Source organism: Erythrobacter sp. S267, assembly GCF_057365045.1.
In genome coordinates this window covers 1,479,484-1,501,412 of the sequence record NZ_CP200298.1, presented here as the reverse complement: position 1 = coordinate 1,501,412, position 21,929 = coordinate 1,479,484, and the positions used below count along the sequence as shown (strand labels likewise).

Below are 21,929 nucleotides of genomic sequence, written 5' to 3'. Positions count from 1 at the left end.
TTAAAGGAGAGGGATCATGACCAAGACTGTCCTCGTCACTGGTGGCACAGGCTACATTGCTGGGGAGCTTATCCGGCAGCTGCTTGCGCGCGATTGGATCGTGCACACCACGGTGCGCAATCCGCCCAAGAGTGAGGCTCTCTTGCGCAAACGTCTCGGCAATCCGGGCGAGGATCGCGTCAAGATCTTCCCGGCAGAGCTGATGGATGATGCGGGCTGGGCTGAAGCAGTGGCGGGCTGCAGCCATGTCGCCCATGTTGCCTCTCCCATCGCGGCATCAGTGCCCAAGGACGAGAACGAGATGATCGTGCCGGCGCGCGAGGGCACTCTGCGCGCGCTGCGTTTCGCGAAAGAGGCGGGGGTTCAGCGTTTCGTTCAGACCAGCTCGCTTGCCGCCATCGCCTATGGCCGCAGCGAGAAGCACTATACGGTGACGGAGGAAGACTGGACCGACATCACCCATCCCGACGTCTACCCCTACATCAAGTCCAAGACCATCGCCGAGCGCGCCGCGCGCAATTGGATGGCGGAGAACGGAAGTGGGATGGAGTTTGTTTCTGTGAACCCCTCCATGGTCCTTGGCCCGGTTGACGATCCTGACTTCTCGCCCTCGGTCGAGGCGGTGCGGCAATTGCTGGCTGGGCAAGTGCCCATGGCGCCCGATCTGGGATTTGCCATCGTCGACACGCGCGACACGGCGGCGTTGCATGTCAAATGCCTCGAAGAACCGGGTCTGGACGGCGAGCGCTTCATGGCCGCGGGCGGCTTCTACAAGTTCATCGACGTGGCGCGCGTGCTGAAAGAGGGCCTGCCGCCCGAGCACACCAAAAAGGTCCCGACCAAGGTCATGCCCAATTTCCTCGTCCACATCCTCGGCCTGTTCAACGCCGGCATCCGCTCGATCAAGAGCGAGCTTGGCAAGAGCCGTGTGTGCGATGCGAGCCATGCGAAAGAGCGGCTGGGCTGGGAGACGCGCCCGGCGGAGGAAAGCATCCTCGATTGCGCAAAGAGCCTGATCGAGCATGGCGTCGTGAAGGTCTGACCGCTGAGCGGCGATCCGCCCATTGACGCTTCACCGCAGCTGCGGCAACGACCTCCCTAACCACGAGAGATTTGAGAGACACAATCTATGTCAGCCAATATCGCCGAAATGGAACGCCGCCGCGAAGCCGCCGAGATGGGTGGCGGGCAGAAGCGCATTGATGCCCAGCACGCCAAGGGCAAGCTGACCGCGCGAGAGCGGCTGGACGTGCTGCTGGACGAAGGCTCGTTCGAAGAGCTCGACACTTACGTTGAACACGATTGCGTCGATTTCGGCATGGAGACGCAGAAGATTCCGGGCGACGGCGTCGTCACGGGCTCCGGCACGATCAACGGGCGGCTGGTCTATGTCTTCTCCCAAGATTTCACCGTCTTCGGAGGCTCTCTGTCGAAGCGCCATGCGGAGAAGATCTGCAAGGTGATGGACACAGCGATGAAGGTCGGCGCGCCTGTCATCGGTCTCAACGACAGCGGTGGCGCGCGCATTCAGGAGGGCGTGGCCTCGCTCGGTGGCTATGCTGAGGTGTTCCAGAAGAACGTGCTCGCATCCGGCGTTGTCCCGCAGATCAGCCTCATCATGGGGCCGTGCGCGGGCGGGGCAGTGTACTCCCCTGCCATGACCGACTTTATCTTCATGGTGAAGGACAGCTCCTACATGTTCGTGACCGGGCCGGACGTGGTGAAGACCGTCACCAACGAAGAAGTCACGCAGGAAGAGCTGGGCGGGGCAGTCACGCATACGACCAAGACCAGCGTCGCCGACATCGCCTTCGACAACGACATCGAAACGCTGCTCGCGACCCGCCGCTTCTTCGACTACCTGCCGCTCTCCAACCGCGAGGATGCGCCGCAGATTCCGACGAGCGACCCGTGGGACCGTCTGGAGCCGAGCCTCGACACGATCATCCCGGACAATGCGAACCAGCCCTATGACATGCATGAGGTGATCGCGAAGACGCTGGACGAAGGCGACTTCTTTGAGGTTCAGCCGACCCATGCAGCCAACATCATCTGCGGATTTGGCCGGGTGGAAGGGCGCACTGTGGGCGTTGTCGCGAACCAGCCGATGGTGCTTGCCGGCGTGCTCGACATTGCGAGCTCCAAGAAAGCGGCGCGCTTCGTGCGGTTCTGCGATGCGTTCGAGATTCCGATCGTGACCTTCGTCGACGTCCCCGGCTTCCTGCCCGGCACGGCCCAGGAGCTGGGCGGCATCATCAAGCACGGCGCGAAACTGCTCTTCGCCTATGCCGAGGCGACCGTGCCCAAGATCACGATCATCACCCGCAAAGCCTATGGCGGCGCATACGATGTGATGGCGAGTAAGCACTTGCGCGGAGACTTGAACTACGCCTGGCCGACCGCCGAGATCGCGGTGATGGGCGCGAAAGGCGCTGTAGAGATCATCTTCCGCAAAGACCGCGACGACCCCGAAAAAATCGCCGAGAAAACCAAGGAATACGAAGAGCGGTTTGCGAACCCCTTCGTGGCCGCGAGCCGTGGCTATATCGACGAAGTGATCCACCCGCACGCGACGCGAAAACGGGTCGCACTGGGGCTACGGAAGCTGCGGACCAAGCAGCTGGAGAACCCGTGGAAGAAGCACGATAATATTCCGTTGTGAGGTGATATGTTCGCTAGACTACTTCTGATGATCAGTGCCGTTGTCGCCGTTACTTGTCCCGCAATCGCGCAGGAGGGGATGAGGGCAGATAGAATTCTCGTGGCGCGGGATCTGCACGAACATTGCGCGGCCTCCGAATCTACCGAGGCCGGCAGATTGTCGATCGGGTATTGCTTGGGCGCAATTACTGGGATCGCAGATGCTGCGATGACCCTAAATGTGGCCCTTGCGCAGAAGCAGACAATCTGTCTTTCGAGCGATGACACAGCTGAGAAAATGCGATTACGCTTCCTCTACTTCACTGAGCAACGGCCAGACACACTTGATATGCCCGCTGCTACAGTAGTTATTGCAGTCTTACAGTCGAACTTTTCGTGCAAGGACGAGTAGCAACTCATCGGCCACAACCATGCTCACAGCGCTCCTCCTAATCCTCCAAACGCCCTCGACGCCTTATGCCGAACTCTGGATTCCGGAGTGCAAGGAGGCTTTGTCGGTCGAGGGGCCGCTGGGTTATCGGACCTGCGCGCGGACGGCGACTGCCCAGCGCGGGCAACAATTGATCTTGCGCGAGACGGAATATCGACGACTGCTAGAAGATGCGGACCGCAACTCGCAGGTCTCTGAATTCGAGGCGGACATGGCTCGCTTTGCCGAGTACCGCTACCGCCATTGCGAATATCTCGGGCAAGTCGACGGGCGCGTCTCGCTGCTCGGAGAGAACCGCGCGCTGTCCTGCCGCTACCACCTCACCGACCGGCGCATTGCCGAGCTGGACCAGATGATCCTGCTCTTCACGCCCGTCTTCGTGCAGCCTTGAACGGCCAACGCTGAGACTGGGAATGCTTGCGACGCTGCTTCCCTATGGCCTCGCTTTGATTGCGCTGATCTGCGCTAGTTTGGCCTGGGGAACGTGGCGCAATCCGGACAATTGGCATCTTAGCGATGAGACTGGCCGAGTTGCCTTTCACCGCTGGTTCGACCTCGGCATTTTTGCGGCCGTCGGAGCTGTGTGCGTGATCGTATGGCTGCTTGGATGGGGCCAGCACCCTTGACCTTCCCGCACCTCCCGGCAAAGGAAGGGTTGCGAGACGAAACGTAAAGGCGAGGGTTTTTTACGCGATGAAATTGGGCCGGATGAACCATGTCGGGGTTGCGACCCCTTCGATTGCTGACTCCATAGCGCATTACCGCGATGTGATGGGCGCAACCTCTGTTTCGGACGAGATCATCCTGAAAGACCGCGGCCTCAAAGTCGTGTTTGTCGATACGCCGACGTACTCAGGGATGGATGGCACTCAGATCGAGCTGATTGAGGAGCTGAACCCCGGCGAAACCGCGATCAGCGCCTTCCTCGCCAAGAACCCAGCGGGAGGGCAGCACCATGTCTGTTTCGAGGTCGAGGATATCGACGAAGCGCGCGCATGGTTTGACGGGCAGGGCAAGCGCATCCTGGGCCCCACCATTCCCGGCGCGCACGGGACGCCGATTTTCTTCCTGCATCCCAAGGACATGCAAGGGATGCTGACCGAGATCATGGAAACGCCCAAAGGCGACCACTGAGCAAGATACCACCGGAGAGAGACTGAAGTGACTTACGAAACCATCCGCGTCGAAACCGACGGACCGCTCACCACCATCACGCTTAACCGGCCGGATCGCCTGAACGCCATGCCGCCGCAAATGGCGGACGAGATCGGGCAGGTGTTCTATGACCTTGGCGATGCTCGTGCGGTGCTGATCACGGGGGAGGGCAAGGGCTTTTGCTCGGGCGCGGACCTGTCTGCGCGCGGCGAAGGAAGCGCTCTTGGATCAAAGGGCGGATCGCATCAGGCGCTCTCGCAGCATTACAACCCTGCGATCAGCCAGATCCTGCGCGCTGAGGTGCCGGTGATCTGCGCGGTCAATGGCCCGGCGGCGGGTGTGGGGTGCAGCCTTGCGCTGGCGGCGGACTTCACGATTGCGGCGGAGAGGGCATACTTTCTGCAAGCCTTCGTCAATATCGGCCTTGTGCCCGATGGCGCCTCCACATGGCTCCTCACCCGCGCGATTGGCCGGGCGCGGGCGACCCGGATGATGATGCTGGGCGAGAAGATCAGCGGCAAACAGGCCGAGGAATGGGGCCTCGTCTACAAATGCGTCGCCGACGATGCGCTGATGGACGAAGCGCGCACGCTGGCAGACAAGCTCGCCAATGGGCCGACGGTCGCGATCAAGCATATCAAGCGCAATATCGGCCTGGCCCTCGACGGGAATGCCACCGACGTGATGCTCGCCGAAGCCGAGGCGCAGCGCATCGCCGGAGCCACCGCCGATGCGATGGAGGGCGGCATGGCTTTCCTCCAGAAACGCAAGGCCGAGTTCAAGGGAGCCTAAGCTTCTCTCACTTGTTGGATAGCTTAACCCCGCACTCTCCTCGCGGGTGATCAATGGTGTATAGAGCCCCGCATGACCGAAAAACCGACCCCCGACGACTGGAAAGCCCTTGCCGATAAGGAAGTGAAGGGGCGCGACCTCACTTGGGAGACGCCTGAGGGCTTTGCGATCAAGCCGCTCTACACGGCTGAAGACCATGAGGGCTGGGACCCTGGCCTTCCCGGCTTTGGCCCGTTCACGCGCGGGGTTAAGGCGAGCATGTATGCGGGGCGTCCGTGGACGATCCGGCAATATGCGGGCTTTTCGACAGCCGAGGAATCGAACGCCTTCTACCGCCGCAATCTGGCCGCGGGTCAGAAGGGGCTTTCGGTCGCTTTCGATCTCGCTACCCACCGTGGTTACGACTCCGACCATCCGCGCGTTGTCGGCGATGTCGGCAAGGCGGGCGTGGCGATTGATACCGTCGCGGATATGGAGATCCTGTTCGACCAGATCCCGCTCGACACCATGTCGGTCAGCATGACCATGAACGGTGCGGTAATCCCGGTGCTGGCGTTCTACATCGTTGCTGCCGAGCGTTCGGGCGTTTCCCAAGAGAAGCTCTCCGGCACGATCCAGAACGACATCCTCAAAGAGTTCATGGTCCGCAACACCTATATCTATCCGCCCGAGCCGAGCATGCGGATTATCTCGGACATCATCGCATATACCTCGGCCAACATGCCGAAATTCAACAGTATTTCGATCAGCGGCTATCACATGCATGAAGCCGGAGCGACGGCGGTGCAAGAACTCGCCTTCACGATTGCGGACGGCAAGGAATATGTGACCCGCGCGATGGCGACCGGGCTCGACATCGACGCTTTTGCGGGGCGCCTCTCCTTCTTCTTCGGCATCGGCATGAACTTCTTCATGGAGATCGCAAAGCTGCGCGCCGCGCGCACGCTGTGGTATCGCGTCATGGACGGGCTGGGCGCTCAGTCGGAACGCTCCAAAATGCTGCGCACACACTGCCAGACTTCAGGCGTCTCTCTGCAAGAGCAGGATCCCTACAACAACGTCATGCGGACCACGATCGAAGCGATGGCCGCGACCCTTGGCGGGACGCAGAGCCTTCACACCAACGCGCTCGACGAAGCCATCGCGCTGCCCACCGACTTCTCCGCCCGCATCGCGCGCAACACACAGCTGGTGCTGCAAGAGGAAAGCGGCATCACCAATGTCGTCGATCCGCTGGGTGGCTCGCACTATATCGAGGCTCTGACCGCGACGCTGGTTGAAGAGGCCGAGAAGCTGATCGCCGAGGTCGATGAAGCGGGCGGGATGACCGCCTATGTCGGCACTGGCGCTCCCAAGGCCGCGATTGAACGCGCGGCGGCGGAGAAGCAGACCGGGATCGACAAGGGCGAGACGGTGATCGTCGGGGTCAACAAATACCGCAAGGATGAAGAGGACCCGATCGACACGCTCGACATCGACAATGCCGCTGTTCGCAAAGGCCAGATCGCACGCATCGCCAAGGTCCGCGAGGGCCGGGACGAAGCCGCGTGCCAAGCTGCGCTGAAAGGTCTGACCGAAGCAGCTCAGACCGACCCCGCCACCCACCGCGCCGCGATTGTGACGGGCCGGGACGAGAATGACATTCCGCTCCCGCCATCGAAGATCGCGGAGCTGGAGAAGAAGGCCGACGTCAACCTCCTCGCCAAAGCGGTTGAGGCTGCGCGCGCCGATGCGACGCTCGGAGAAATCTCCGCCGCGATGGAGGCCGCTTTCGGACGCCACGATGCAACGCCCAAGCCGGTCTCCGGAGTCTACAAGAGCGCCTACGAGTTCGACCAGCGCTGGGCGCAAGTCACCGATGGGGTCGACGCAGTGGAGCGCCGCTTGGGCCGCAAGCCCCGCATCATGGTCGCCAAGATGGGCCAAGACGGCCACGACCGCGGCGCGAATGTGATTGCATCCGCCTTTGCCGATATGGGTTTTGAAGTGGTCTCCGGACCGCTCTTCCAAACCCCGGATGAGGCCTGCAAAATGGCACTTGAAAAAGACGTCGACATCGTCGGTGCGAGCAGCCTTGCAGCGGGGCACAAGACGCTGATCCCGGAGCTGATCAACAAGCTCAAAGACGCAGGCCGCCCTGACATCAAAGTCACCGCAGGCGGCGTGATCCCGCCGCAGGACTATGATTTCCTTCGCGAGGCAGGGGTCCAGGGCATCTACGGCCCCGGCTCCAACGTGGTGGAATGCGCAGCGGATATCCTGACCCTGCTCGGCCACAACATGCCCCCGCTGGAGAGCGTTTTGGATGAGGCTGCGGAGTAGCTACACTTAAACCGTTCGTGCTGAGCCTGTCGAAGCACCGTTCTTCTTTAGAACGACGGTCAAGAAGTAAGGACAGCCCTTCGACAGGCTCAGGGCGAACGGAGTGTGATAGATGACCGACCTACCCCCAGAAACCCGCCCCGAAACGCTTGCTGTCCACGCTGGCACGCAGCCGGACCCTGCGACAAACGCTCGCATCACGCCGATCTATCAGACGGCGAGCTACGTCTTTGACTCGCCCGAGCATGCGGCGAACCTGTTCTCTCTGGCCGAGTTTGGGAACATCTATTCGCGGATCATGAACCCGACGAATGATGCGCTGGAGAAGAAGGTTGCGGCGCTTGAGGGGGGTGTTGGAGCGCTCGGTTGTGCCTCTGGCCATGCGGCGCAGCTGCTGTGCTTCCACACGCTGATGGAGCCGGGCTGCAATATCGTTGCGGCGAAGAAGCTCTATGGTGGCTCGCTCAATCAACTGACCGAGGCGATCCAGAAGTTCGGGTGGGAAGCGCGGCTGGTCGATGCGGACGACCCCGCAAATGTCGCGGCGGCCATCGACGACAAGACGCGTTGCGTTTTCATCGAGAGCCTCGCCAATCCCGGCGGCGTTGTGAGCGACATTTCCGCCATCGCCGATATCGCCCATGCAGGCGGCGTTCCGCTGATCGTCGACAACACGATGGCCTCACCCGCTCTGTGCCGCCCGATTGAGCATGGTGCGGACGTTGTGGTCCACTCGACCACCAAGTTCCTGAACGGCCACGGCAACGCCATTGGCGGCGTGATCGTCGACAGCGGCAAGTTCGACTGGAAGGCGCAAGGGGACAAGTTCCCCTCGCTCACCAAACCCAATGGCTCCTATCACGGTGCGGTGCTGGTCGATGCGCTGGAGCCGGTCGGTCCCATCGCCTTCATCATCGCCTGCCGCGTGCTGGGCATGCGCGATCTTGGTCCCGCTATGGCGCCGATGAACGCGTTTCTAGCGCTCACCGGAATGGAGACGCTGCATCTGCGGATGGAGCGGCATTGTGAGAACGCTCTGGCGCTCGCTGAGTGGCTCAAGGCCCGCGAGGATGTGGCTTGGGTGAGCTATGCCGGTCTTTCTGATGATCCCTATCACGCCCACGCGCAGAAATATCTCGGCGGCAAGGGCGGAGCGGTCTTTACCTTCGGCCTCAAAGGCGGTTTCGAGGCGGGCACCAGCCTTGTCTCCAACGTCAAACTGTTCAGCCACTTGGCCAATATCGGCGACACACGCTCTCTGATCATCCACCCCGCTTCGACCACTCACAGTCAGCTTTCGGCCGAGGAACTGGTGGCGGCAGGCGCGGGCCCGGATGTGGTCCGTGTCTCTGTCGGGATCGAGAATATCGAGGACATCAAGGCGGACCTCGCGCAGGCGCTGGAGCAATAATGCTGAAGCGCACGCTATTCGGGGCGAGCGCCGCGCTCATGGCGATCACGGGCGCGACACCGGCCTATGCATGCACCACCCTGACGCCGGAAGGCTTGGCAGAGTACGAGCGGTACAAGTCGGAGTATCTCGCTGAAGAGAGCGACGAAAAGATCATCGGGACCTTCCGACTTGAAGAGGAGATCGTTGAAGAGGAGTACCGCGCACTGGTCGGCTTCGTCGATGTGGACACTAACAGAGGAACGCGCCGCTACCGCCTCTACATCCCGGAAGTGATCAATTGCGGCTTTCCCAATCACAATCTGGAGGATGGCCAGAGCGGGATTTTCTATCTGAAAAAGGACGAAGACCTCGATCCCTATGATCTTGAGGACGGCGTGATCGACGACTTCGGCTTCGTGCACTTCGAGCCACAAGGCTGAATGACCCTCGGTTTTTCCGTCAACGGCCTCCTTCCCAAGGCGCGTGGGGGAGGGCAGCTCAGGATGGGGCTTGCCAAATTGTCGGAGGAGGAGTGGCTCCAGCCTCAGCCTGAGTTGAAGGCGCGGGCGCAGGGGTTTGCGGATTGGCCGGAGGGTGTGCAGTTGACGCCTGAGGCAGACGCTCCGGGTGCGGAATTGGCGGCGATGCTTGGCGTGGAGGGCGCTCTGCCCGAAGCTGCTCTCGCTGCGCATGAGGATATGTGTCTCCTCACCCGCTCGGCCCATGACGACCAATATCGCCTGATCGGAGCAGCGGTTGCGTGGCCCTCTGACTGGCACCCTGCGGACAAGATCGGGCTGCCCTTACGCGCGCTCCATGCGCCGATTGCAGGCTATGAGGAGCAGCTCGCGACCGGAGTGGATCGCTTTATGGAGACGCTCAAACCCGGCCCCATCTTCGGGCGCTGCAACTGGTTCATTGCCGCCACGGGTGAGAAGCGCTGGCTCGCAAACGGCGACCCGCAGGCGCAATTCGCCCATGTCACACCGGACAATGCGGGCGAGACGCTGTTCGTGCGATCAGAGCGCCAGACGCTGCGAAGGCTCCCGCAAACACGCGCAATCCTGTTCACTATCGGCATCTATGTTGAGCCGCTCTCAGCGCTCACCTCCGCCAATCTCCAAAGCCTTTCCACCGCTGTGCAAACACTTGTGCGGGGCGAGGGTGAAAGGCGCGGCATAGGGGCTTACGCGGAGGCGCTAATAGGCTATGCGACTGTGCGAGAAGAGGACTAAACAGGGCAGCTATGTTTTCCAAAATCCTGATTGCCAATCGCGGTGAGATTGCTTGCCGCGTGATCCAGACCGCTCACAAAATGGGCATCCAATGCGTCGCGGTTTACTCCGATGCGGACAAGAACGCCCCGTTTGTGAAGATGGCGGATGAGGCGGTGCATATCGGCGCTTCGCCTGCGGCTGAAAGCTATCTGATCCCTGAAAAGATCATAGCAGCCTGCAAGGAAACCGGCGCGGAAGCCGTACATCCCGGCTACGGTTTCCTGTCAGAGCGTGCGAGCTTTGTGGAGGCTCTGGAGGCGGAGAACATCGCCTTTATCGGCCCACCGGCGAACGCCATCGCGGCGATGGGCGACAAGATTGAATCGAAGCGTCTCGCGAAAGATGCGGGCGTAAACACCGTCCCCGGCTCTCCCGATGCGATCGACACGACAGCCGAAGCGCTCGAATGGGCGAACAAGATCGGCTATCCGGTGATGATGAAGGCCTCTGCTGGTGGCGGGGGCAAGGGGATGCGCCTCGCCTGGAATGACAAGGACGTCGAGGAAGGCTTTGAGGCGACCCAGCGCGAAGGCCTGAACTCCTTTGGCGATGACCGCGTTTTCATTGAGAAATTCATCGAAGACCCGCGCCATATCGAAATCCAGATCCTGGGCGATAAGCACGGCAACATCCTCTATCTGAACGAGCGCGAATGCTCGATCCAGCGCCGTCACCAAAAGGTGGTCGAGGAAGCGCCATCGCCCTTCGTGACCGACAAAATGCGCAAAGCCATGGGCGAACAATGCGTCGCCTTGGCACGCGCGGTGGACTACCACTCCGCAGGCACGGTTGAACTGATAGTGAGCGGCGCGGACAAGTCGGGGGAGAGCTTCTACTTCCTCGAAATGAACACGCGCCTTCAGGTCGAACATCCCGTGACCGAGGCAATCACCGGCATCGATTTGGTCGAGCAGATGATCCGCGTGGCGGCTGGCGAAAAGCTGGAGATGACGCAGGACGATATCGGCATCGACGGCTGGTCGATTGAAAACCGCGTCTATGCCGAAGACCCCTATCGCGGCTTCCTGCCTTCAACCGGCCGCCTGATCGCATACTCGCCTAGCGTTCCCGGATGGGCCGATGATGGGGACGTGGCAGGCAAGCACCGCCGCGGCGTCGCGCAAGGGACAGGCGGCGTTCGCGTCGATGATGGCGTGTTCGAGGGCGGCGAGGTTTCGATGTTCTACGACCCGATGATCGCAAAGCTGATCACCTGGGCGCCGACGCGTGACGAGGCGGCGGATTTGCAGATCGAAGCGCTCGACGCTTTCCGCATCAAGGGTCTCGGCCACAACGTCGATTTCCTCAGCGCGATCATGCAGCACGACCGCTTCCGCTCGGGCGAGCTGACCACCGGCTTCATCGCAGAGGAATATCCCGAAGGTTTCACCGGAGCGCCGATCTCTGAGGACTTCCAGCGCATGCTCGCCGCGATCTGCGCGGGGAACGAATTCACTTGGACAGCCCGCGCGCGGCAAATTTCCGGCCAGCTCGATGGGGCGGTGCCGGTCACCAGCGAGTGGCTCGTCAAGATCGGCCCTTCGACAGGCTCAGGACAGGCTAGCCGCCACGAAGTGATCCTGGGCGAGGGCCACGCGATGGTCGATGGCGTCAAGGTAGAGGGGAACTGCGACTGGATGCCCGGCATGGTCGAGGCGACTGCGACGAAGGACGGTGAGACCTACGGCCTGATCGTTGAACGCGACGGCGCGCATTGGGAGATTACCACACGCGGCGCGACCACGCGGGCGCTTGCGATCCCTCTGCGTTTGGCGGAACACGAAAGCCTGATGATCGAGAAGACCCCGCCTGATCTCTCCAAGATGCTCATCTGCCCGATGCCCGGCATGCTGGTGAAGCTGCATGTGGGTGAGGGCGAAGAGGTTCAGCCCGGACAGCCGCTGGCCACCGTCGAAGCGATGAAGATGGAGAACATCTTGCGTGCAGAGAAGGAAGGCACGATCGCAAAGATAAATGCCTCTGAAGGCGAGAGTCTGCCGGTCGATGCGGTGATTCTTGAGCTGGAATAGAGGCTTCTATCCTTAATAGCGGCGTAAGATTCTAAAAAGCGTCAGTAATTTTGCGCCAGTGCTGCGTTGGATAATTCGCGCTTAATTGTAGTAATCCGACGTTTATGTGTCTCAAAGCGGCATTGTCCACAAAATGGCTTGGCGAAAGTCGCGTTTGTAGGGGACATTGTTGCATCCGATTTGGATTGTCCGAGTCGGCACAGGCCCAATTTTGAACCTCGGGAGGGTTATTGATCGTGGCGAATAAAGGCACCGGATACTTTGACCGCAGAGGTCAATTCTTCAAAACGCCCATTGCGGCGACCGAGAGCGATCTCGCCGCTTTGTTTGGTCAGATTGGCGATGGCGAGAGCCTGGCTCCCGGTATCGCGCATCACCTGCTTGAAAAGCGCGCCGATGTAGAGCGCCTGTTTGCAGAGCATGATGAGATGCTGGCCGAGGCGCAAAAGGCTGGCGATTCCAAGATCATCAGCATGGACAGCAAACTGCCCAAGTTCCAAAGCCGCGAGGCGAGCTGAGGCTTATTCCTCGATAAGAGCCACCGCCCGGATCCATCCGGCGCTGGCCCGTTCGATCTTTACCGGAAAGCAGCTGAGCGTGAAGCCGTAGGGCGGTAGCGCCTCCAAATTGGTGAGCTTTTCGATCTGGTAATAGGGGCGGATGCGGCCGGCCTTGTGGCCTTCCCAGATGATCGAAGGGTCGCGTTTCTCTGCCCAGCGCCTCGCTGTGTGGCTGAAAGGCGCATCCCAACTCCACGCATCGGTGCCGACGACTTCGACGCCGTGCTGCGTCAGCCAGAGGGTCGCTTCTGCGCCTAGCCCAACGCCTTGATCGGTGAAGTTCTCCGTTCCGTAAACCGCGCCCGATTGCACCAGCACGATGTCGAGCGGTTGCAACTCATATTCGATCTTGGCGAGTGCCTCCTTAACCTCAGCTGCGTTCACCACATGGCCGTGCGGCAAGTGCGAGAAGTCGAGCTTCACGCCGGGTCGCATGAACCGGTCTAGCGGCGCTTCGTCGATGCTCGGCGCAGGGCTCTTGCCTGCATCGGTGGTCGAGTGGAAATGCCACGGCGCGTCCATGTGGGTGCCGTTATGGGTGGACAGCTCCAGCATCTCCACCGCCCAGCCTTCGCCATCAGGCAGGTCGTCTTTCTCAAGGCCGGGAAAGAACATCGCGATCTGCTCCCACGTGTCCTCGTGGGTCATGTAAGTGACCTTGGGCCGCATAACGTCTGGATCTGAGATCACATCATTGGTGATCGGGATCGAGAGGTCGATGAAGCGGGTCATGCCAACTCACCGTCAAGGAACGCCGCCACGTCCGCCAGCTCTACATCGCGCGCCATGTAGGCCTGCCCAAGGGCCTTGAGCAGCAGGAAGGGGAGGGTGCCGGAGCTCTCCATCTTCTTGTCGTGGAGCATGTGGTCGACCAGCCGCTGGCCGTCACAAGTGAGGCCCAGCCCCCTGATCTCGCTCGGTAAACCCGACGCAGCAATCGCCGCCGCCGCGCGGCCCGCATCCTGTCCGGTCAGCTCACCCCGCCTTGCGGAATAGCGTGCTGCCAGCACCATGCCCAGCGCCACACCCTCGCCATGTAGGAGCCGGTCGGAAAAGCCCGTCTCCGCCTCCAGCGCATGGCCGAATGTGTGTCCCAGATTGAGCAGAGCGCGCACGCCCGAAGTCTCCCGCTCATCCTCGGCGACAATCCGCGCCTTGGCTTCAACGCTGGTGGCGATGGCATGGGTGAGCGCTTCGTTTTCGCGGGCGAGGACTTTGGCACCATTCGCCTCCAACCACTCAAAGAACGCCAGATCGCCAAGCAGGCCGTATTTGATCACCTCAGCATAGCCCGCGCGCATTTCGCGGTCAGGCAGAGTGTCGAGCGTGGCGGTGTCGATCAAAACCAGTGAGGGCTGGTGGAACGCACCGATCAGGTTCTTGCCCGCAGGCACATTGATCGCGGTTTTCCCTCCGACCGAGCTATCCACTTGGGCAAGCAAGGTCGTCGGCAATTGCACAAAGCCGCAGCCGCGTTTCAGGATCGAGCAGGCAAAGCCGGTGAGGTCGCCCACGACCCCTCCGCCCAGCGCAAAGACATGATCGGAGCGGGTGATGCCCAGTGCGAGCAACCATTCGGTGAGTTTGGAGAGGGTCTCCCAGCTCTTCGAACCCTCGCCCACCGCGACATCGAACCAGGCAATCTCATAGCCATCGCTGGCCAAGGATTGCTCCAGTGTCTCCCCATGGAATTTGCGCGCATTGACGTCGGCGACCATAGGCACTTTGCGTCCCTTATAGGGCTCAAGAAATGCGCGCGCTTGGTCGGCCACATCGCCCAGCAATCCTTCGCCAACCCGCACATCATAGCTGCGCCCGGCCAGCGCCACTTCAATCACAGCCATTGGTCAATCGCCTCGATAATTGCGCGCGCTGTGTCATTGTGCGGGCTGTCATCGCTGCCCACGCGGATCTGCGCCTGTTTGTAAAAAGGTTCGCGCTGCTCATACAGGTCGGTGAGGATTCGCCTCGGGTCGCCATTGCGCAGCAGAGGCCGCGTGTCGCGGCGCGACGTGCGCTCGACCAAAGTGTCGATATCGCAGTCGATCCACACCGCGATGGCCTTGTCCAAGATCAGCGCGCGGGTTTCCGGATCGACGAAAGCGCCGCCCCCTGTTGCAATGATCCCATGGTTCTCTTCGATCAACCGAGCGATCACGCGGCGTTCCCCATCGCGGAAATAGGCCTCGCCAAATTCTTCGAAAATCTCAGGGATGCTGCGCTGCGCTGCCTCCTCAATCGCATCGTCTGCGTCGACAAAGCCGCGATCCAGCATTGCTGCCAGCCGCCGGCCCACCGTGGACTTGCCCGCACCCATCAACCCGACCAGCACGATCGGGCGATCGATCCGCTCGGCCATCTGCTCAGTGGACTTTTGGTGTGGGTGTGTGTCAGCAGTCATTGCGAGACGGCCTATAGATGGGGTAGAGCGCGCGCAATATGTCTAAGCTTTCACGCAAGCAGCATTCCCCGGTGCTATTGGGGGCCAATAACGCGAAGAACCGCGCCGGGCGCTGGCCGCTTTATGCCGGGCTGGCCGTGATCGGCGTGTTGGCGCTGGCCTATATTGATGCAGGCGAAGAGCCGCTGCGTCCGATCTCTCAGCCTGTGGCGATCGGCGGGGGAGAGGCGTGATGCGCAAGTCCCTTCTGCTTGGATCGGCGATGGCTCTGGGACTGGTGGCCGCTGCTGGCGGGGCTACTCTGAGTGGTCTCGCAAGCGCACAAGACGCGCCGGAAAGCCTGCTTCCGCCGGGTTTTGACGATCCAGCGCCCGCGCCGACACCGGCTCCCGCTCCGCCACCGACCACTGCGCCGACCGGCCCTGCCGTTGCACCGCCAAGAGCGCCCGATGCGCCGCCTTTTGGCAGCTCCACGCCTCCGCCGTCGGGCAATTTGCCCAGCGTTCCGAGCGTGTCAGAGGCGGATCTAGAAGGGTTGCCTACATTGGAGGAGCTGGAAGAGCTTTCCATTGATGAGCTTGATGACCTGCTCGGCCTGAAGCCGCAATTTGACATTCCTCCCGCTGCCCGTCGCGCCATGTCGCGGGTGGGCGTGCTTGCCCCTGAGGAAGGGGGTTTCCCGACCGGTTCGCTCGCCAATCAGCCGGAAAGCCTCGTCCGCGCTGTGCTGGATGGCACGCAAGGTCCGTTTGTCTCACGCTGGGGCCATATTCTGATGCGCCGCGCTGTGGCGAGCCGATTGACCGCGCCTGAGGGCATGAACCCGGTTGAGTTTGCGACGCTGAGAGCGGGCGTGCTCAATTCGATGGGCGAATATGCAGTGGCTCGCGCTTTGTTGCAGGACGTGGATACCGGAAATTGGGACGCTGACCTGACCGCGCAGGCGCTAACGTCTTATATCGCAGGCAATGATCTGGTTGGCGTGTGTCCGGCGGTTCGTTTCCAACCCGATCTGCGCGAGGATGCGCAATGGACCATGCTGCAAGCGATCTGCAACGCCTATGCGGGCGAGGGTGCGCTTGCAGGATCGCAGCTCAACGCAGCGCAATCGGAGGAGATCGCGCCTGAGATCGACCTTCTGCTGGCCCAACGCTTTGCCGGGGCGGCAGGACGTGGCCGTGGCGGGACGACGGTCAGTTGGGAGGGCGTTGAAGAGCTCACCCCATGGCGCTTTGCCATCGCCAACGCTGTGGGAGAGGGCATCCCCGACGAATTGTTGAGCGCTGCTTTGGAAGGACCGCGCGCGCGGCTGTACAAGCTGTCGGGCGCAAGTGCAGCGGGTCTGCCGTTGGGCCAACGCGCAGCCTTTGCAGAGAGCGCAGCGCGCTATGGCGTGCTGTCATCAAGCGCCTTGGTCGACCTGTATTCCCAAGCCTATTCAGACGAAGCTTTGGGCGGCGATGTTAGCGAGCGGGCGGCGCTGCTGCGCGAGGCCTACACGGCAACCAATCCAGAAAACCGAATCGCAGCGATGCGCGCGATTTGGAGCACATCGTCTGATGACGAGAGTGCGCAATTTCCCGGTCTGATCCTGACCGCCTATGCCGCTGCGCGCATTCCTCCGATCAGCGATTATGGCGATGCCTCGGGCGATTTGATCGCGTCGATGCTGACCGCCGGTCTCGACCGCGATGCGGCTGCGTGGAGGCCTGCGGTTGAGGAAGGCTCGCTCGGATGGGCTCTCGTGACGCTCAGCAATCCCGAAAGTATCGCAGCGAGCGAAGAGGGCTTTGACGCGTTCCTCGACAATGATGACAGCGCCGAGCAGCGCAAATCGGCGTTTCTCGCTGCGGGCCTCGCAGGGCTTGGTCGTTTGCCAAGCGGCTCGGCAAACGCCTTTGGCGAGCGCGCTGGCGTTGACCTGACCCGGCAATCTCGCTGGACGCGGGCGATTTCGCGCGCCGCTGAGGTCCGCAATCCTGCTTTGGTTGCAATGCTGGCCGGGCTGGGCATGCAAGGGGAGAGCTGGTCGCAGATGACGCCGCTCCACCTCTACCACATCACCTCCGCGCTTACCGCCGTCGGCCTCGAAGCCGAAGCCCGTATGATCGCCGCAGAGGCGGTCGCGCGCGGGTAACGCCGCAAATGTCCCAAGCGACCCAGGCTTTCCTCGATATGCTCGCAGCCGAGCGAGGCGCTGCGGTGAACACTCTGGCGGCGTATCGGCGTGATCTGGACGGCGCGGAGGAGGCGGTCGGAGACCTCGCCAAAGCCTCACGCCCACAGGTCGCGAAACTGGCGGGCGAATGGACCGCGCTTGCCCCATCGACGGTGGCGCGCAAAGCCTCTGCCTTGCGGCAATTCTTTGGCTTTGCGGTGGATGAAGGGTGGCGCAGCGATGATCCCTCCGGCGCGCTGCCCAATCCGCGAACGCGTCGGCCTTTGCCCAAGGTTCTCAGCCATGACGCGGTCGAGGCGCTGCTGGAACGCGCGGAACTAGAGGCGTCGACCGGCGCGCGCGTCTCGGTGCGGCAATTGGCTTTGCTAGAGATGCTCTACGGATCGGGTCTGCGCGCGACAGAGCTTGTCAGCCTGCCGCTCACTGCTGTCCCGCGCGATGCGCCGCTGATTACCGTCATGGGCAAGGGCGGGCAGGCCCGCATGGTCCCGGTCAGCGACCGGGCGAGCGAGGCTTTGAGTGCGTGGCTCAAAATCCGCCCCAGCGACCCGCCCAACAAATTCCTTTTCCCCTCGCGCGGCGGCAAGCACCTGACCCGTGTGCGGCTGTTCCAGATGCTGAAAGAGCTGGCGGTGCGCGCCGATCTCGACCCCAAAGGCATCAGCCCGCACGTCCTGCGCCATGCCTTTGCGACCCATCTGCTGGAGGGCGGAGCGGATCTGCGCGTCCTGCAAACGCTGCTTGGTCATGCGGATATCGCGACCACGCAAATCTACACCCATGTGGATGCAGCCCGCCTTGTGGAGCTCGTAAATTCGCGTCACCCTCTTGCCGCGCGAGCCTCTAGAGACTAGCGCCAACCCATGATTTCTTACCTCGAATTCGAGAAACCGGTTGCAAGCCTTGAAGAGCGGATTGCGGAAATGCGCTCGCTCGATGCCAATCACCAGGTCGATGTCGCGTCTGAGATTGAGCGGCTAGAGGCCAAGAGCGCAGAGCTGCTTGCCTCAACCTATGCCTCGCTCACTCCGTGGCAGAAAACGCAGGTCGCACGCCATCCGCAGCGTCCGCATTTTCGTGATTATATTGAGCATACCTTCACCGAATTCATGCCTTTGGGCGGAGACCGGCTGTATGGCGATGACCATGCGATCATGGGCGGTTTTGCGCGGCTGAAGACCAAAGATGGCGAGCCGGGCCGGCGAGTGATGCTGATTGGCCACGAAAAGGGCAACGACACCCAAAGCCGGATCAAACACAATTTCGGCATGGGCAAGCCTGAGGGCTATCGCAAAGCCATCCGCTTGATGGACTTGGCTGGGCGTTATGGCCTGCCGGTTGTGACGCTTGTGGACACATCCGGCGCCTTCCCCGGCATCGAAGCCGAAGAGCGCGGACAGGCCGAAGCCATCGCCCGCTCTACCGAGGCGTGTTTGGCATTGCCGACGCCGATGGTCTCCGTGATTGTGGGTGAGGGCGGCTCTGGCGGCGCGGTTGCGCTGGCGAGCGCTGAGCGTGTGCTTATGCTCGAACATGCTGTTTATTCAGTCATTTCTCCGGAAGGCTGTGCTTCGATCCTGTGGCGCACGGCGGAGAAGGCCTCCGAAGCGGCCCAAGCGATGAAGATCACCGCGCAGCATTTGAAGCGCCTCAAAGTCATCGACCGGATCGTCAAAGAACCCGTCGGCGGCGCGCATCGTGATCCTCAGGGCATGGCCCGATTGCTCGGCAAAGCGATTGGTGAGGAGCTCGACACGTTGAGCGCAATGGACAGCGATGCGATCCGCCAGATGCGCGAAGATCGCTTCCTCCAAATCGGCGGTTAGGCGCGCAAAGCGCTCCTTCGTAAATTGTCGTAAAAGCTGGCTGACTTGCGCTTGGTTTGCGTCGGGATTGCGCCCTCCGGGGCTTTCGCAGGTCGCGATTTCCCGTTAACTATCGCTCAAACAGAGCTTTAGCGGGAGAGAAGCCATGACCATGACACGCAAGAAAATCGGGATGTTGGGCGTTGCGCCGCTGGCCCTCGCGCTGAGCGGTTGCTTGGGAGCGGGCGGACCAATCCCCTCCGCCTCAACTCCGATCACGCAGACAGAGGCGCAGCAAGGCGCGCAATATCACCCGCAATTGGTGTCCGAATTTGGCGGTGAGGTTGAAGGTCCGCTGGCTGCCTATGTAGAGCGGGTTGGCAAGGACATGGTCGTGCAATCGGGCAATTCGCGCGACAGTTTCGAAGTCACTTTGCTCGACAGCTCGGTCAACAACGCTTTCGCGGTGCCGGGCGGCTACATCTATTCAACCCGCCAGCTGATCTCCCTGATGGATAACGAGGCTGAGCTCGCCGCGGTGATGGGCCATGAAGTTGGTCACGTCGTCGCGCGGCACTCTGCGCGCAGGCAATCACGGGCACAGCGCAACACGATTTTGGGCACTGGCGTTGCGATCCTGTCGAGCGTCCTGCTGGGCGACAGTCAGGTCGGCAATGTCCTGACGCGCGGCGCATTGCAGGCACCGCAATATCTGACGCTGGCTCACTCTCGCGAGCAAGAGGAAGAGGCCGACCGGCTCGGCATCGATTTTATCAGCAGCGGCGGATACGACCCGCGCGCCATGGCGACTTTGCTGGAGCGTCTTTCCGCTCAGGTCGAGCTGGACGCGCGGCTCCAAGGCCGTGAGAACGCACGCCCTCCGGTTTGGGCGAGCACCCATCCAGAGCCTGTCGCCCGCGTCCGTCTGGCCAATGCCTATGCTAGTGACAAGCCGGGTAACCGCCTGAATCGCGATACATTTCTCTCTCAGATTGACGGGATGATCTATGGCGACAATCCGCGTCAGGGCGTGATTGAGGGCAATGCTTTCATCCATCCGGATCTGCGTCTGACATTCGACGCGCCGCAGGGCTATTATATGATCAACTCGACCCGCGCGGTGAGTGTGAACGGGCAGGGCGGCCAAGCGCAGCTGACGCTGGCATCGTATAGTGGCGACCTCGATGCCTATGTGCGTCAGCAATTCCGTGCAGCGGGAGGTGAGAACAGCACCCTCGCGCCGGAGAGTATTCAGCGCACGACAGTCAATGGCTTGCCCGCAGCCTATGGGACGGCCCGGGTCAACAACAACGGCAATCAGGTTGATGTGGTGATCTTCGCCTATGAGTTCGCGAATGATCGCGCCTACCATTTCATGGCTGTGACCCCGGCGGGACGCAGCAATACGTTTTCAGCGATGTTCCAATCGATGCGGCGAATCAGTTCGAGCGAAGCGGCACAGGTGATTCCGCGCGTCATTGACGTTGTGACGGTTCAGCGCGGGGATACGGTGAGCGGGCTTGCGAGGCGGATGGCCTATGATACTGCGCAGGTGGAGCGGTTCCGTGTGCTCAATGGACTGGGCCCGAATGAAGGGCTGATCGCAGGGCAGCGAGTGAAGCTCGTCGTGCGCGGTAGGTGATTAGGGAGCGGGTGGCCTGGCACACCGCAAAACACAGCACGCACAAAAAAAGACGGCGGGGAAAACCCCGCCGCCTCTTTTTTCGGTTAGTCTTTCGACTTAGCCAGCCATTTCGGTCTGAACTTCCGAGAAAGTGTCCGAAAGGGTGTTGCCCAGCGAACCCATTGCAGTGATAGCAGCAACAGCGATAAGAGCAGCGATCAGGCCGTACTCAATAGCAGTTGCACCCTGTTCGTCGCGAGCGAGCTTGTTAAAGAATTTCATTTGTAGTCTCCTGGTTTCAGTCTTCGGTACCCGTGTCCGCCGTCAAACTTTTCGAGCGAACTTTCATCGAGATAATGGCTAGCTGTTGAGAAATTCCTAATTGCGAAGCTTTCGGAATTCCTAATTTTCTAGTTCATTGCCTCTTCAGACGCGGTTCTGACTTCACTCCACATTTCGACAGTCTCATTGGCTACGCCGTTGAGAGCACCGATCATGGCAATGACGATCAAACTCACGATCAGACCGTATTCAACAGCAGTGGCACCCGAATCGTCGTTTCCAATGTGCTTAAGGAACGTGATCAAATTCATGGTGGCTTCCGTGTGTACGTTACTGACAGCCATGAAAATCGCGTGGCCACGTTAAGAAAAGGTTGAGAAGACGCATCGAGATGGAAAATATTCCGACATGAGTGGTGAGCCGATCTGGGTGGTGGCGGGTGCTTTGAAGGGGCCAGGTGATGATTGGCTTATGCATCGCAGGCCCTATGGAAAGATGCATGGCGGACTATGGGAGTTTCCGGGTGGCAAGGTCGAACATGCTGAAATTCCAGTCAAAGCTTTGATAAGAGAATTGCACGAGGAGTTAGGGATCACGGTGCGAGAGGAGGCGTGTGAGCCCGTCGCCTTCGCCGAAGAGACCGGGCGAGAGGGCGCTCAGCCGATTGTCATCCTGCTTTACAGAATCAGCGATTGGGTGGGGCAGCCGCAGGCGTTGGAAGGCGGCGCGGTTGATTGGTTCGCGCAGGAAAGAATCGCATCGCTCGACAAACCGCCGCTTGATTCGAAGTTAGCCGCCCAGCTTTTCGCGTGATCGCACCGAAAGTCGCAAAACAGGGCACGCAGGGGATTGCCAAGCCGCTCTCACCCGCTTAATAGCCGCCCTCCAATGCGCGCCAGTAGCTCAGCTGGATAGAGTACCTGACTACGAATCAGGCGGCCGGAGGTTCGAATCCTTCCTGGCGCGCCAAAAAAGCCCATACCGCAAGGTGTGGGCTTTTTTGGTGGGTCATAGGGAG

Annotated in this window: 24 protein-coding genes and 1 tRNA gene; 20 read left to right on the top strand and 5 right to left on the bottom strand. The window is 61.0% G+C overall.

Features of this window, described 5'->3' with window-relative positions:
* Positions 1–16 precede the first annotated feature (16 nt).
* From AC0V6X_RS07060 to AC0V6X_RS07000, 13 genes are all read left to right on the top strand, one after another.
* Positions 17–1,042 carry an NAD-dependent epimerase/dehydratase family protein gene (locus AC0V6X_RS07060; protein ID WP_486183869.1) on the top strand — a complete coding sequence of 342 codons (1,026 nt, stop codon included), beginning with the start codon at positions 17–19 and terminating at the stop codon, positions 1,040–1,042.
* An 87-nt stretch (positions 1,043–1,129) separates the two neighbouring features.
* On the top strand, positions 1,130–2,662 hold the full coding sequence (locus AC0V6X_RS07055) for an acyl-CoA carboxylase subunit beta (RefSeq protein WP_486183868.1): 1,533 nt from the start codon (positions 1,130–1,132) through the stop codon (positions 2,660–2,662).
* Between the two features lie 6 nt (positions 2,663–2,668).
* On the top strand, positions 2,669–3,052 hold the full coding sequence (locus AC0V6X_RS07050; protein WP_486183867.1) for a Rap1a/Tai family immunity protein: 384 nt from the start codon (positions 2,669–2,671) through the stop codon (positions 3,050–3,052).
* A gap of 19 nt (positions 3,053–3,071) precedes the next feature.
* Entirely contained in the window at positions 3,072–3,482 is a 411-nt protein-coding gene (locus AC0V6X_RS07045) for a hypothetical protein (RefSeq protein WP_486183866.1), read from the top strand.
* 22 nt (positions 3,483–3,504) lie between these two features.
* On the top strand, positions 3,505–3,717 hold the full coding sequence (locus tag AC0V6X_RS07040) for a hypothetical protein (protein ID WP_486183865.1): 213 nt from the start codon (positions 3,505–3,507) through the stop codon (positions 3,715–3,717).
* Between the two features lie 67 nt (positions 3,718–3,784).
* Positions 3,785–4,225 (top strand): VOC family protein, encoded by a 441-nt coding sequence (locus AC0V6X_RS07035; protein WP_486183864.1) that lies wholly within the window; start codon positions 3,785–3,787, stop codon positions 4,223–4,225.
* A gap of 27 nt (positions 4,226–4,252) precedes the next feature.
* Positions 4,253–5,038, top strand: coding sequence for an enoyl-CoA hydratase-related protein (locus tag AC0V6X_RS07030; protein WP_486183863.1), 786 nt, complete (start codon positions 4,253–4,255; stop codon positions 5,036–5,038).
* 72 nt (positions 5,039–5,110) lie between these two features.
* Entirely contained in the window at positions 5,111–7,360 is a 2,250-nt protein-coding gene (gene scpA, locus AC0V6X_RS07025) for a methylmalonyl-CoA mutase (protein WP_486183862.1), read from the top strand.
* Positions 7,361–7,472: 112 nt separating this feature from the next.
* The gene (locus AC0V6X_RS07020) at positions 7,473–8,771 is read left to right on the top strand and encodes an O-acetylhomoserine aminocarboxypropyltransferase (RefSeq protein ID WP_486183861.1); all 1,299 of its coding nucleotides are present in this window, start codon (positions 7,473–7,475) and stop codon (positions 8,769–8,771) included.
* On the top strand, positions 8,771–9,193 hold the full coding sequence (locus AC0V6X_RS07015; RefSeq protein ID WP_486183860.1) for a hypothetical protein: 423 nt from the start codon (positions 8,771–8,773) through the stop codon (positions 9,191–9,193). Before AC0V6X_RS07020 ends, AC0V6X_RS07015 begins: the two co-directional genes overlap by 1 nt.
* Positions 9,194–9,988: a heme-dependent oxidative N-demethylase family protein gene (locus AC0V6X_RS07010; RefSeq protein ID WP_486183859.1), complete on the top strand. Its 795-nt coding sequence runs from the start codon at positions 9,194–9,196 to the stop codon at positions 9,986–9,988.
* Positions 9,989–9,999: 11 nt separating this feature from the next.
* Complete coding sequence (locus AC0V6X_RS07005; RefSeq protein WP_486183858.1) at positions 10,000–12,060, top strand: ATP-binding protein; 2,061 nt, start codon at positions 10,000–10,002, stop codon at positions 12,058–12,060.
* A 236-nt stretch (positions 12,061–12,296) separates the two neighbouring features.
* Positions 12,297–12,578 (top strand): hypothetical protein, encoded by a 282-nt coding sequence (locus tag AC0V6X_RS07000; RefSeq protein ID WP_486183857.1) that lies wholly within the window; start codon positions 12,297–12,299, stop codon positions 12,576–12,578.
* Between the two features lie 3 nt (positions 12,579–12,581).
* On the opposite strand, the gene AC0V6X_RS06995 is transcribed toward AC0V6X_RS07000, so the two are convergent.
* The 3 genes from AC0V6X_RS06995 to AC0V6X_RS06985 are packed head-to-tail and all read right to left on the bottom strand — an operon-like array spanning position 12,582 to position 15,021.
* Positions 12,582–13,352, bottom strand: coding sequence for a cyclase family protein (locus AC0V6X_RS06995; RefSeq protein ID WP_486183856.1), 771 nt, complete (start codon positions 13,350–13,352; stop codon positions 12,582–12,584).
* A complete protein-coding gene (gene aroB, locus AC0V6X_RS06990; protein WP_486183855.1) occupies positions 13,349–14,464 on the bottom strand; it encodes a 3-dehydroquinate synthase in 1,116 nt (371 codons plus the stop codon). Before aroB ends, AC0V6X_RS06995 begins: the two co-directional genes overlap by 4 nt.
* Positions 14,455–15,021 (bottom strand): shikimate kinase, encoded by a 567-nt coding sequence (locus AC0V6X_RS06985; RefSeq protein ID WP_486183854.1) that lies wholly within the window; start codon positions 15,019–15,021, stop codon positions 14,455–14,457. The genes aroB and AC0V6X_RS06985 overlap by 10 nt, the downstream gene beginning before the upstream one ends.
* 38 nt (positions 15,022–15,059) lie before the next feature.
* Between AC0V6X_RS06985 and AC0V6X_RS06980 the strand changes: the two genes are divergently transcribed.
* The 5 genes from AC0V6X_RS06980 to AC0V6X_RS06960 all read left to right on the top strand — a co-directional run bounded on the left by AC0V6X_RS06980 (position 15,060) and on the right by AC0V6X_RS06960 (position 20,647).
* Positions 15,060–15,254: a hypothetical protein gene (locus AC0V6X_RS06980; protein ID WP_486183853.1), complete on the top strand. Its 195-nt coding sequence runs from the start codon at positions 15,060–15,062 to the stop codon at positions 15,252–15,254.
* The gene (locus tag AC0V6X_RS06975; RefSeq protein WP_486183852.1) at positions 15,254–17,158 is read left to right on the top strand and encodes a hypothetical protein; all 1,905 of its coding nucleotides are present in this window, start codon (positions 15,254–15,256) and stop codon (positions 17,156–17,158) included. The genes AC0V6X_RS06980 and AC0V6X_RS06975 overlap by 1 nt, the downstream gene beginning before the upstream one ends.
* Positions 17,159–17,166: 8 nt before the next feature.
* Positions 17,167–18,054 (top strand): tyrosine recombinase, encoded by an 888-nt coding sequence (locus AC0V6X_RS06970; RefSeq protein ID WP_486183851.1) that lies wholly within the window; start codon positions 17,167–17,169, stop codon positions 18,052–18,054.
* 9 nt (positions 18,055–18,063) lie between these two features.
* Complete coding sequence (locus AC0V6X_RS06965; protein WP_486183850.1) at positions 18,064–19,026, top strand: acetyl-CoA carboxylase carboxyltransferase subunit alpha; 963 nt, start codon at positions 18,064–18,066, stop codon at positions 19,024–19,026.
* A gap of 151 nt (positions 19,027–19,177) precedes the next feature.
* Positions 19,178–20,647 carry a M48 family metalloprotease gene (locus AC0V6X_RS06960; protein ID WP_486183849.1) on the top strand — a complete coding sequence of 490 codons (1,470 nt, stop codon included), beginning with the start codon at positions 19,178–19,180 and terminating at the stop codon, positions 20,645–20,647.
* Positions 20,648–20,746: 99 nt separating this feature from the next.
* Here the strand turns inward: AC0V6X_RS06960 and AC0V6X_RS06955 are convergent, their stop codons facing one another.
* On the bottom strand, positions 20,747–20,911 hold the full coding sequence (locus AC0V6X_RS06955; protein WP_407874041.1) for a Flp family type IVb pilin: 165 nt from the start codon (positions 20,909–20,911) through the stop codon (positions 20,747–20,749).
* A 128-nt stretch (positions 20,912–21,039) separates the two neighbouring features.
* The gene (locus AC0V6X_RS06950) at positions 21,040–21,222 is read right to left on the bottom strand and encodes a Flp family type IVb pilin (RefSeq protein ID WP_486185532.1); all 183 of its coding nucleotides are present in this window, start codon (positions 21,220–21,222) and stop codon (positions 21,040–21,042) included.
* A gap of 97 nt (positions 21,223–21,319) precedes the next feature.
* On the opposite strand from AC0V6X_RS06950, the gene AC0V6X_RS06945 reads away from it, so the two are divergent.
* Both AC0V6X_RS06945 and AC0V6X_RS06940 read left to right on the top strand, forming a co-directional pair.
* Positions 21,320–21,724 carry an NUDIX domain-containing protein gene (locus tag AC0V6X_RS06945; RefSeq protein ID WP_486183848.1) on the top strand — a complete coding sequence of 135 codons (405 nt, stop codon included), beginning with the start codon at positions 21,320–21,322 and terminating at the stop codon, positions 21,722–21,724.
* Positions 21,725–21,803: 79 nt separating this feature from the next.
* Positions 21,804–21,880: transfer RNA gene (locus tag AC0V6X_RS06940), tRNA-Arg, on the top strand.
* Positions 21,881–21,929: the final 49 nt, after the last annotated feature.